The sequence below is a fragment of the Streptomyces sp. NPDC102259 genome (assembly GCF_044766465.1).
In the GTDB taxonomy this organism is placed as follows: Bacteria; Actinomycetota; Actinomycetes; order Streptomycetales; family Streptomycetaceae; genus Streptomyces.
Window position 1 is genome coordinate 1 of record NZ_JBIWMA010000055.1, and the last position, 11,636, is coordinate 11,636.

General features: G+C 67.9%; 9 protein-coding genes. 3 read left to right on the top strand and 6 right to left on the bottom strand.

Translation table 11 applies throughout. The features are described 5' to 3' along the window. Nucleotides 1–415 precede the first annotated feature (415 nt). Complete coding sequence (locus ACIRPU_RS43985; protein ID WP_403878768.1) at nt 416–1,906, top strand: sodium:solute symporter; 1,491 nt, start codon at nt 416–418, stop codon at nt 1,904–1,906. 87 nt (nt 1,907–1,993) lie between these two features. Here ACIRPU_RS43985 and ACIRPU_RS43990 read toward each other — a convergent pair whose 3' ends face one another. From ACIRPU_RS43990 to ACIRPU_RS44005, 4 genes are all read right to left on the bottom strand, one after another. Next, entirely contained in the window at nt 1,994–2,581 is a 588-nt protein-coding gene (locus ACIRPU_RS43990) for a TetR family transcriptional regulator (RefSeq protein ID WP_403878771.1), read from the bottom strand. A gap of 114 nt (nt 2,582–2,695) precedes the next feature. Next, a complete protein-coding gene (locus ACIRPU_RS43995) occupies nt 2,696–3,736 on the bottom strand; it encodes an NAD(P)-dependent alcohol dehydrogenase (RefSeq protein WP_403878774.1) in 1,041 nt (346 codons plus the stop codon). 110 nt (nt 3,737–3,846) lie between these two features. After that, nucleotides 3,847–4,257 (bottom strand): nitroreductase/quinone reductase family protein, encoded by a 411-nt coding sequence (locus ACIRPU_RS44000; RefSeq protein WP_403878777.1) that lies wholly within the window; start codon nt 4,255–4,257, stop codon nt 3,847–3,849. Between the two features lie 126 nt (nt 4,258–4,383). Continuing rightward, entirely contained in the window at nt 4,384–5,859 is a 1,476-nt protein-coding gene (locus ACIRPU_RS44005) for an aldehyde dehydrogenase family protein (protein WP_403878780.1), read from the bottom strand. Between the two features lie 671 nt (nt 5,860–6,530). Between ACIRPU_RS44005 and ACIRPU_RS44010 the strand changes: the two genes are divergently transcribed. Together ACIRPU_RS44010 and ACIRPU_RS44015 are read left to right on the top strand one after the other, a co-directional pair. After that, nucleotides 6,531–7,418, top strand: a complete 888-nt coding sequence (locus tag ACIRPU_RS44010) for a helix-turn-helix transcriptional regulator (RefSeq protein WP_403878784.1) — start codon at nt 6,531–6,533, stop codon at nt 7,416–7,418. A 250-nt stretch (nt 7,419–7,668) separates the two neighbouring features. Further along, entirely contained in the window at nt 7,669–8,529 is an 861-nt protein-coding gene (locus ACIRPU_RS44015; RefSeq protein ID WP_403878787.1) for a helix-turn-helix domain-containing protein, read from the top strand. Between the two features lie 26 nt (nt 8,530–8,555). Here the strand turns inward: ACIRPU_RS44015 and ACIRPU_RS44020 are convergent, their stop codons facing one another. Together ACIRPU_RS44020 and ACIRPU_RS44025 are read right to left on the bottom strand one after the other, a co-directional pair. Further along, nucleotides 8,556–10,568 (bottom strand): hypothetical protein, encoded by a 2,013-nt coding sequence (locus ACIRPU_RS44020; protein ID WP_403878790.1) that lies wholly within the window; start codon nt 10,566–10,568, stop codon nt 8,556–8,558. 52 nt (nt 10,569–10,620) lie between these two features. Next, nucleotides 10,621–11,463 carry a helix-turn-helix domain-containing protein gene (locus ACIRPU_RS44025; protein WP_403878793.1) on the bottom strand — a complete coding sequence of 281 codons (843 nt, stop codon included), beginning with the start codon at nt 11,461–11,463 and terminating at the stop codon, nt 10,621–10,623. Nucleotides 11,464–11,636 lie beyond the last annotated feature (173 nt).

Here is an 11,636-nt window from a genome sequence, read left to right on the forward strand (position 1 = left end):
CGAAGGGCAAAATCTGCAAACACTTGCCGGAACGTTCCGGCCACCCTTAGATTACTGATGCCGGAACGTTCCGGCCACTCGCGGCCCGATTCTTCACCTAACCTGCCGGTCCGCATTGTGCCGAACCGCCCTGCGAAGGACATCTCAGCATGACTGTTCCAACGGGCAGGGCGGCCGCCCACTTGCCCAGGCTGTTCCGGTACCGCGTACTGTGCGGCCTACTGGTGGCGACCGATTCGGTCATCACCCTCTTTCCCCCGCTGTACTGGAACGTTGACGGGCCGGCAGCCGCACTCACTTACGTGATAGGCGGCAGCGCGCTGGTTGCCGCCTCGATCCCAGCCCTTTACCTCCTTGGCGCCCGCTGCGGCCGTGACCGGTGGGAGTCGATGTGAACGTTCTTGTGGGAGGCGGCGTGCTGGCTGTCTTCGTCGCCGGGCTCGCCGCGGTCCTGGAGCGCAGCAGAAGGGCTGCGGATCTGGACGAGTACACGCTGGCAAGCCGTTCCTTCGGCGCTTGGTACCAGACCATGTCGTTCCTCAACACCTGGATACCGGGCACGGTCTTCATCACGTTCGCAGGGATGGCAGCCTCGGCAGGTGTCATCGGCTTCTACTGGGTTCCCTACAGCCTGCTGACCCTGGTGCTGATGTATCTCATGGCGCATACCGTCCACGCCTGGGGAAAACGGTGGGAACTGCGCACGCAGGCAGATCTGCTCGGCATGAGGTACGGCTCTGCCGCGGTCCGCGTGGTCGCTGCGGTCATCGGAGTGGTCGCGTCGTTCCCATGGATCGTCCTGGGCATGCAGTCGCTCGGGCTGGTCTTCTCCTACCTGTCCTTCGGACATCTCTCGCCGCGCCAGGCCGTCGTGATCGGCATCGTCTTCCTGCTGCTGCGTCAGGCGTGGACGGTACGGATGGGCATGCGCGGCATCGTGGTGAGCGACGTCTACCAGGGCATCTTCGCCTACGGGCTCGGTGGGGTGCTGGTCTGCGGCCTGATCATCTCCCTGATACGTGGTGGCCACGGCCTGGACGCGCTGCCGTCCAGCCACTTTCTCCTTCCGGGGCCGGGAAGCCCGGAGGGAGCGCTGTATCTCATGTCGCTGATCCTGACGGGTGCGCTGGGCAGCTGGTGCTGGCCCGACATGTTCGTGCGGCTGTTCACCGCACGCAGCGTGCATGTCATCAAGAAGTCGGCCGTCCAGGCGACTCCCTGGCTTCTGGCGTTCGCCGTGGCTCTGTCGCTGCTGGCGATGCTGGGCGGCTCGCTGCCCGCAGTCGCCCAGGCCCCCGCCGAGGTTTTCTTCCTGATCGCCTCACGCGGCGGACCGTTCGTACTGGCCTTGGCCTGCGTGGTCGTTCTCGCGGCGACGATGGGCAACGTCGACTCCAATTTCCAGGCCCTCGGCGTTCAGGTCAGCCAGAACCTTCTGCCGGGCCACCGCGACCCGTCCGCTCAAGTCCGGGCGGCGAAGGCCTGTGTGCTTGTCCTGACCCTGCTGGCTTCCGCAACCGCCGCTCTCACGCTGGACACCACAACCGGCCTGGCCAGTCTGGCCATCGTGTCCTACCAGGGCATCTGCCAGCTGGCGCCGGCCCTGTACCTCGGCATGGCATGGCGACGCGGCAACGCGGCCGGCGCCCTGAGCGGCATGGTCGCGGGCTTCGGCACCGCGGCAGCCCTGCAACTGGCCTACCCCACGTCCGTGCCATGGCTGGCAGGACTGACTTCCGGTGTGGCCGGGCTGGTGGTCAACACCACGGTCTACCTGGTGGCCGCCTTCCTCCTTCCCCACAAGGACGAGGAAGCGGCCCGGCTGAGGACGCTGTTCTCGGCCCGCGCCGCAACCCCTCAGCCCGCCGGACTTGTCGAGGCGGCTCTGAAAACGGACCGCTCATGATCAGGAACACGCAGCGGCCTACGGCCTGCACCGACGTACTCCGCACCCTCATCGGCCCACCGTCCGGTCGGGCGAACGGCAGAGCCGTCAGGGTGCGAAGGCTCGCTGAACGGTGAGTGAGAGGGCGTTGCGGCGGGTCTCGTGAGCGGCCTGGGGCTCGTCTTTGTGGGCGGTGTGCATGGGGCTTGCGGGCGACCATGTCATCGACATGGCGGTGACGAGGGCGAGCACCTCGGCCGGCGCGATGGCGGGGTTGACGATGCCTTTCGCCTGGGCGTCGGCGATCGACTGGAGCTTCTCGCTGTCGTGTCCGGGCATGAAGTGGTAGAGGTCTCCGGCCGGTGTGCGTTCCAGACGGGCCCACGTCGCCAAGCGGACCAGCTCGGGGCGCACGAGGTAGGAGTCGTAGAGCCGGACGGCGTAGCCGGGCAGGTCGTCACCGGTGACCGGAACGTTCTCGACGATCATGTCCAGGTGTTCGGCGAAGACGGCGTCGAAGAGTTCGTCCTTGCTGCGGTAGTACTTGTAGATCTGCGCCTTGTTGACGTTGGCGTTGGCGGAGATCCGGTCGATGCGTGCGCCGGCGATGCCGTAGGCGGCGAACTCGACCGTCGCCGCGTCGAGCAGACGCCGACGCGACGCCTCGCCTGCGCTGGTGATCTGGCCCGTCTTCATGACACCATCCTAAACAAACCAGTTCGTTTACACCGGCGGGGCTCCGGCCACCTCTGGTCTCCCTTTGCCGGGGAGGGCCAGGACGGCCGGAGGGTGCGGGAGCTCGTGTGGGGCTCAGCTTGCGGGGGTGTTCATGTCGAGGACGAAGCGGTACCGGACGTCGTTGCGGGCCAGTCGTGCCAGTGCTTCGTTGACTTGGTCGGAAGGCAGGACCTCGATCTCTGCGGTGATGCCCTTCTCGGCGCAGAAGTCGAGCATCTCCTGGGTTTCGAGGGTGCCGCCGCTGCCGGCGCCGGCGATGTTCTTGGCGCCCTGGATGAGGCTGAGCGGTTGCACCTCGATGGCGCTCTCGGGGATGCCGACCACGCAGAGCGTTCCGTCCATGGCGAGCGCGGTCATGTAGGGCTCGACGGAGTGCGGGGCGCCGACGGTGTCGAGGATGAAGTCGAAACGGCCGGCCTGGGCGGCCATCTGCTGCTCGTCGGTGGAGAGCACCACGTCGTCGGCGCCCAGTGCGCGGGCTTCGCCGGCCTTGTCCATGGTCCTGGTGAACTGCACGACCTCGGCGCCGAGCGCGTGAGCGAACTTGAGAGCGATGTGGCCGAGCCCGCCCATCCCGACGATGCCGACTGTCTTGCCCGGGCCGACACCCCACCGCTTCATGGGCGCGTAGGTGGTTATTCCGGCACACATCAGCGGTGCGACACCGGCCGGGTCCAGGCCCTCCGGCAGGTGGTAGGTGAACTTCGCTGGCAGGACGTACTCCGAGGAGTAGCCGCCCCGAGTCATCAGGCCGTCCTTCGGGTCGGTGTTCCCGTAGGTCAGGGTCGGGAACCGCAGGCACCAGTTCTCACGGCCCTTGAGGCAGGGCGGACAGGTTCCGCAGGAGTCGATGATGTTGCCCACGGCTACCTTGTCGCCCACCTCGAACCGGGTCACTGCGCTGCCGACAGCGGTGATCTCCCCTGTCATCTCATGGCCCGGCACGAGGGGGAACGCGTTGCCGTGGCGGATGGCGGAGATGTCGCTGGCGCAGACTCCGCAGTACTCGACGCGTACGGCGACATCGTCGGGGAGCAGGTCGCGGCGGGTGAAGTCCCAGGGGGCCAGCAGGCCGCCCTGGTGGTGTGCGGCCCAGCCGCTGACATTCCTCATGGTGATTCCTTATCTACATGGTGCGGGAGCGCAAGGTGGTCCCCGGCGAGGCGTGCGGGGTGGTGCCGTCACGGCGCGCGCCGCGTTGAGTACCGGCTGGTGACGGGATTTCAGTCGTCGAAGACGATTTCGGCGAGGCGGCTGCCGGCCATCCAGTCCTCCACACGGGTGGGTTGGGCGATGCGGCCCGGGTTGTGGGGCTGGTTGAGGTCGGCGACGAACTGGGTGAAGATCCGTCGACGCTCGCTGTCGTCGGTGATCGGGATGGCAGTGGCGGGCAGATCGGCCCGGATGCCGTGCTTGAGGTGGAAGGTGAGGCGGGGGTTGGCCAGGATGTTGGCGTACCAGCTGGGGCGGGACGGCAGGCCGCTGAGGTAGATCTTGCCATCGGCCCGGTAGAACCAGATTTCGATCCGCCGCGCTTTACCGGTCTTTGCGCCGGTGGTGGTGATGTCGATGGTTCGGTCTCGGGCGGGCGACGCGGGAGTGATCGCCAGTGCCTCGCGTACGGCCTCATCCATATCGTGCTCCTTCGTTCTCGGGCGGGTCATTCATGCGGCCCGTCGCTGGGGCTGTTGGCGGCCGGCCCCCTGGTGCGGGGTGTCGGCCGCAACCGTTCTTTTGGTGCGTTGACGCGGGGGGCCGGGTCAGAGCTGGATCATGACGGTCTTGGTCTCGGTGAAGGAGTCCAGGACGTCGGTGCCGTGCTCGCGGCCGATGCCGGACTGCTTGAAGCCTCCGAAGGGGACGGTGCCGGCAGTCATCTGCCCGTAGGTGTTGATCCACACGGTGCCGGCCTGGAGGGCGGCGGCGACGCGGTGGGCGCGGCTGAGGTCGGAGGTCCACACGGCGGAGGCGAGGCCGTAGTCGGTGTCGTTGGCCAGGCGGAGCAGTTCGGTTTCGTCGGTGAACGACATCAGTGTGGCGACGGGGCCGAAGATCTCTTCCTGGGCGACGCGCATGTCGTTGGTGACGTCGTCGATGACGGTCGGGGGCACGAACAGGCCGGGGTTGTCGGTAAGTTCGCCGCCCTGGCGCAGGCGGGCGCCTTCCGCCCGGGCGATGTCGAAGTAGGAGGTGACGGTCTCGAAGTGGCTCCGGGAGGCCAGCGGGCCCATACGGGTGTCCGGGTGGAAGGGGTCGCCCATGGTGTACGTGGCGAGCTCTTCGGCCAGCAGCCGGCCGAACTCCTCGCGCACGGGCTCCTCGACGAAGATGCGGGTTCCCGCGACACAGCCCTGGCCGGTGCCGGCGCAGAAGCCGGCGGCGGCACCGGCGGCGGCGGCCTTGAGATCGGCGTCGGCGAAGATGATGTCCGGGGACTTGCCGCCGAGCTCGAGCGTGACGCGCTTGAGATTGCCGGTGGAGGCTTCCAGGATGTGCTTGCCGACACTGGTGGACCCGGTGAAGGTGACCTTGTCGATGCCGGGGTGGTTGATGATCGCCTCACCGGCGATACGCCCGCTGCCGGTGATGACGTTGACCACGCCTGCGGGCAGGTCGGTGCTCTGGAGGAGTTCGCCCAGGCGCAGGGCGGTCAGCGGTGACTGCTGGGCGGGCTTGAGGACCACGGTGTTGCCGGTGGCCAGAGCCGGCCCGATTTTCCAGGCCGCCTGGAGCAGCGGACCGTTCCAGGCCGTGATGCCGGCGACGACGCCCAGCGGCTGGCGCAAGGTGTAGTGGAACTGGCCCGGCTCCGAGGGAGCAGTCTGCCCGTAGATCTTGGTGGGCCAGCCCGCGTAGTGCCGGATGACCTCGACGGAGTGCGAGACGAACCAGCGGCTCAGGTACAGCGGAGCGCCCATGTCAAGGGATTCCAGCGTGGCGAGTTCCTCGGCGTGGTCCTCCATCACGTCAGCGATCTGCAGCAGGATCTGGCTACGCCGGTAAGGGGTGATCGCTGCCCAGGAGGGGTCCTCGAACGCCCTGCGGGCAGCTGCAACGGCGAGGTCGACGTCCTCGGCGCCAGCCGCGGCGGTGGAAGCCAGCACCTCCTCGGTCGTCGGGTCGATCGTATCGATGGTCTGACCGGAGCGAGCCGGAACCCACTCGCCGTCGATCAGGAGCTGCTTCGGCGCACTCGTCAGGAAGGCCGGCGAGGGGCGGTCGGACGAAGCGAGCATGAGCGGAGCGGACACAGAGACCTCCACGGCCTAGAAGAACAAACTGGTTTGTTTACCTGTCGAGAAACGTACTCCTCGCCGACGTCAAGGTCAAACGAACTAGTTTGTTTTCTCTGTCTGGTCGAACCGCCATCCGATCCCGCCGTGCGGGACGGCGACGGCTTAGAGTCTGCTGAGCTGCGAAGATGCTTTCCATCATGGGGGCGTGCGTGATGCACCGGGTCTCCCCTGCCGGGCAGCACGTTGCAGAAGGGGCCGAGGGCTTGGCGTGCCAGCTTCCCGGCGGCTGCGTCGCCCACACGCACTTCCAGCCGCTGCCGTGTGGGCATGCAGCCCCCGTCCGGTACGCCGGGCCCAGCGCCTATCGAGTGAGGCACAGGAGCCACGGCACAAGGACCGGGCCCGCACGCGGCGAAGACGTCCGGTGCACGCACGAAGTCCGCAGACCTGACCTTGTGGCGAGCGACGGTGAGCACGCATTGAGCAGCTGGTGAGCACGCTGAACCTTCCCGCGCCCACGCTTGATCGAGGAGACTGGTGCTGCGCGGCGGACAGTGCCGTCCTATGCACCGGTGGGCAGCGGAACACGGCCCACGGCTGAGGCCTTCTTGCCCACCACGGCCGGATCAAACCGACGTGGGCAAGGGCCGCTGAGAAGCAAAGGGGAGGGCATGACCATGGACTTCACCGAACTCGGGGCGTTCTTGAAAACCAGGCGGGCACGCGTTTCGCCCCAGGAGGCAGGACTGCCACCAGGGTCGCGCCGGCGGGTACCGGGACTGCGCAGGGATGAGGTGGCACGGCTTGCCGACATCTCCGTCGACTACTACATCGAATTGGAGCAGGGGCGCCGCCAGGCCCCTTCGGTGGCCGTGCTCAAGGCTCTTGCAATAGCCCTGCGCCTGGACGCCACGGAGACCGAGTACCTGATGCATCTGGCCGGCCATCCGGCACCGCTGGGCGGTGACACGCTGCGCATGCAGTCCACGCTGCAGCATCTGCTGGAGCAGTTGCAGGACACTCCCGCCCTGGTGATCACCGACCTCTACGAAGTCGTCATGCAAAATCGCGCCTGCCAGGTCCTGGTCGGCCCGCATCGAGTGCGCAGCGGCCGCGGCGCCAGTTTCGTCTATCAGTGGTTCACCAACACCGGTGTCCGCCGTGTGTACCCACAGGATGACCACGCTTTCCATTCCCAGCGCATGGTGGCCGACCTGCATACGGCCGCTGCCCGACGCGGCCCGCAAGACCAGGCTGTCAGGGTGGTGGTCAAGGCGCTGCTGGTGGAGAGCAGGGAGTTTGCCACGTTGTGGGCGGACCATCAGATAGCGATCTGCCACGAGGGCCGCAAGAGGATTGTGAATCCGGTCCTGGGGGTGGTGGAGGTGCAGTGGAACAGCTTCTTCACCGCGGACGCCGCGCAGCGCCTGATGTGGATGACTCCGGTGGACAGTACGGTCTCCCAGCGGCTCGCCGAGCTGGACCCGCATGAGGTATGGCAGAAGACGCCGGCCCCTGCTGAGCCCGTGTCCACCGCTGCGGCGGTGCAGGCATCCTGAGGCAGTTCCGGCTGGCCGCCCTCTCACGGGCCGCCCGAGGACGTGCATGGCTCACGTGCCACGCGGTGCGACAGGCTGGGCATACCGCCTACTGCGGGCGGGGATTCGGCCGTGGGCGGCTGCTGCAAGGCACCACGCATCACGGCGTCGCGGCCTCGCACTGTGCTGCGCCGGACGCGGCGCGGCCCATGCCTGTGGGGGGTGCGAAGGGCCCCTGGTTGCGCCATGGGCAGCACGCCAGACTCGCACCATGAATCTTCGACAGCTGGGAGAAATCCTCAAGGCGCACCGGGAGAGGATCCCGCCCGGCGCCCTGGGTTTCCCGCTGAAGGCGGGGCCTGACCGCCGGCGCGTCAGCGGACTGCGGCGGGACGAGGTGGCTCGGCTCGCGGGCATTTCCCGGGACTACTACAGCAGCCTGGAACAAGGACGCGGCGCGCGTCCGTCGGCAGCCACGCTGGCGGGTCTTTCCCGCGCGCTGCGCCTGGAATGGGCTCAGCGGGCTGAGCTGTTCGACCTCGCGGGGCATCCACTGCCTGGTGGCGGGGGACTGCAGCACGTGCAGCCGGGAGTGCTTTTTTTGATGGACCGTATGAGTGCGTGGCCTGCCCTGGTGCTTGATGAGGCGGGCGAGGTCCTCGTGCAGAACGAGCTGGCAACGGCTCTCCTGGGAGATCTCGTCTCCGGCCGCGGCGCCCGGGGCGGAATCGTGGAACGCTTCTTCACGGACCCCGCCTTCCGCGGCAGATTCGCACAGGCCGGCCACGAGGCAGTGGCACAGTTCCTGGCCGTCATGGTCCGCAGGTCCCAGAGTTCCTGGCCGGCCGACGGCTCCGCTGCCGGTGCCGTTGCCCGGCTGGTCGCGGCGAGTCCTGAGTTTGCGCGCTTGTGGTCGGCCGGGCGCTTAGAGCAGGCCGGCCTGACGAGCGTGGAGTTCGCTCATCCCTCACTGGGGCCGATCACCCTGAGCTGTTCCTGCATGCTCACTCCCCGGATGCGGCAGTGGCTGGTGTGGTTCACCGCAGCACCGGGCAGCGTCGCTGCGGACCAGCTGGCACTGCTCGAGGTGATGGGAATACAGTCCATGCCCCCCTCGCAGCCCGGATGCTGACCACAGGCGCCTGAGGGGGCATGCGGTCAGCCCAGCGTGTCGTACAGATGATCGCTGATCCGGCTGAGTGCTTGATTGAGGTGCCTGCGGTAGGTGCTGAACGCCATCCCGAGACGGGCGGCCGCTTCCGGCTGGGTCGTGGGGCCCTGGAAGTAGGCGGCAGCCACAACGCGGTGGTATCCGGCGGTGGAGGGCTCGGCCAGCAAGGCGTCGACGCTTTCCTCGACCGCCTCTCGCAGCGCGTCGAGTGCGGTAACTCCAGGCCGGGTGCGGACCGCGTTCCTCAGCAGCGGGTTGACGGCGAGCTTGGCCGGTTCCTGGAAGTACTTGACGGCCTCGCGTACGGCCTGGTCGAACTCCGCCCTGCTGAGGGGCATTCCGGGTTCCAGCTGTTCGGATGCCGGTTTGTCCTCGGGCAGCGCCTGGCGGTCGAGCTTGTCCAGCCACCTGTCCAGCGGCGTCTTGGTCCAGTCGTGGGCCCACAGCGTATGGGTGCGGTCCCCCACCTGCGCGGTACCTGCCGGATGGTGCTGGGTGTAGGCAGCGACCGGCCCCCAGTACTCGGTGTCCTCGAAGGCGAGGAAGGAATGCGTCATGCCGGAGGCATGCAGCAGCTCGGCTGTATGCCTCACCGAGATCAGGCCCATGACCGGAGAGCGGGGGCTGTAGGCCTCGGGTCCGGCGACGATGAACCGCATCATCCCCAGGTGACGGCCCGCGGGAATGGAGGAGGTGTGCTGCCAGGCCGCGGCAACGACCGGGTCGGCTGTCAGGTGGCCGGCTTCCGGGGCGGTGAGTTGCAGCCAGCAGATGTAGGCGCGGGGGCTGTTGTCGTGCGGGTTGCGGTACACACGGAACCCCTGAGGCTGGTTGTCCATCCAGAACTCGGCGATCTGCGCGCTGTGCCTACCGGCCTGGCTGGCCGTCAGGTCCAACAGCGCGGCGCGGTCGGTGTGCCGCAGGGTGTCTTCGAAGATTCCGCCGGGATCGTCCCAGCCCAGGTATTCGGAGACGTCTTCTCCACTGCGGTGCTGGAGGTAGCTGTACTCCAGGGTGCGGTCCATGACGCTGTGCGTCGGCGCTGTGCGGACCTGGCCCAGCAGGTGGGAGCGCAGGCTCTGGTTGAGGGCGCGGTAGGTTCCCGGGTCACGCCAGCGCAGGTCGGTGTCCAGCAGATGACGCACGATGTCGTGCGGGAACAGCCCCTGGGGGGCCGGTTCCACGAAGGGCAGTTCCCGTAGCCAGCGAAAGAGTCTGCCGGCATCGGCGGGCAGGACGACACGCAGCAGTTCCTCGGTGGTCGTGCGGGCGTGGGCGCAGACTTCCAGGGCGCGCCGGTGCTCGTCGGAGGGCATGTCACCGATGAGCTGGTCCAGGAGGCTGTGCACGATGTCGGCACCCGGCTGCCAGCGCTGTGGAAGCGCGTTGGCGCCGGAGGCGACCGAGGCGGCCAGGGCGAGAGCGAGCGGGTTGCCGCCGGCGAACGCGAGGATGTCGTCGCGTGTCTTGGCCGGCAGGCGGCGCCGGACCAGGAGCTCCTCGGCATCCGTCCTCGGCAGGTCCGTCAGGCGCATCACCCGCAGCGCGGTAGACCATGCGCCGTCCACGCGCCAGGCGGGACTGGGCGGACGGCGACCGGCGACCACGGTGATGGTGCCCGAAGGCAGCGTGGGCAGGACGGCTTCGTACAGCCAGCGCTCCAGTCCCTGGCACTGTTCGAACGTATCGAGCAGCAGCACCAGGCGTTTCCCCGGAGGCTGACTGCCGACGGCGTCGGTAAGCGAGGCAGGCGAGACAGCCAGGGCGCGGCCGTCGAACCGCAGGACATGGCATCCCGCCGTGCGGGCCTGTTCGGCGATCATGTGCAGCAGCGTGGTTTTGCCCAGGCCTCCCGGCCCGTGCAGGTACAGCACGCACGGTCCGCTGTCCTTCGAGGCCAGCATGGCCTCGAAGGCTGCCAGCTGTTCTGCCCTGCCGACAAAGGTGTGCCGACGCTCCGCGGCGAGCTGGACACCGAGTGCGGGGCCATGGACGTTCATAGCGGTAGATGTCCTTCGTGGTTCTGTGCTCTGGCAGCCGGCAGGTCAGGAGTCAGGCGAAGGCCGGGGCAGCACTGTGGCGCGGCGTCGCAACGCTCCGAGGGGGCAGCGGCGGCTGGGTCTGGTCGTGAGCGGCGGTGATCCATACCAGACGCTGTCCCGCGCCGGTGACGGTGAAGTGACGGAAGACCACGCCGACCACGCCCGCGTCCGGGTGCAGCAGGCGCACCGGGCGGGCGGGCACGGATATCTCGTGGGCCTCCCACAGCCGCGCGAAGCACGGGCTGGCGTTTCTCAGCCTCGCCACCAGGTCGGCGACGGCCGGGTCCCCACGGCGGGTCGCGGCCGCACGGCGCAGGTCGGCCACATAGGTGCGCGCGTAGTAGTCCCGGTCCTCGTCGATGACGCGGGCCCGGGCCGCGGGGTCGGTGAACCACCGGTAGGACAGGCTGCACGCGCTGCCGGTACCTGCAGGCAGTTCCCCCAGCAGTTCCTCCGCCAGTTCATTGCGGGCCAGCACTTCGTGCAGGTCGCTCAGGATCATGGCTGGCGTGTGGTGCAGGCGGTGCAGCAGATCGTCGACTGCCGGGTTAATGCTGACTGGCGTGTGACGCGCCGGCGCCATGTGGCCGGCCAGATTGAAAAGGAACATCCGTTCCTGGGCACCCAGGCTCATGGCCTGGGCCAGAGCATCCAGCACCGCAGGAGTCGGGGATCCACTGCGCCCCTGCTCGATGCGCGTGTAGTAGTCCACGGAGATTTCGGCGAGGTGAGCGACCTCGGCCCGTCGCAGGCCGGTCACTCGTCGGCGGGCACCGGCGGGCAGCCCCAGGCTTGCGGGATTGGTCTGATGGCGGCGGGCGGTGAGGAACTGGCCGAGCTCGGCTGCAGTCATGGACGACCCCTTGGGACGTGGAGCTGTTCGGGCTGCGAACTGCGAGCGGGCACCGCTCATTGCCGGAAGGTTCCGGCACGGACAACGCTCACACTGGCCGGAACGTTCCGGCAGCAGATAATCTAGACCGGCCGGAACGTTCCGGCAAGTTGTTCCGAGAGACGAACCTTTTC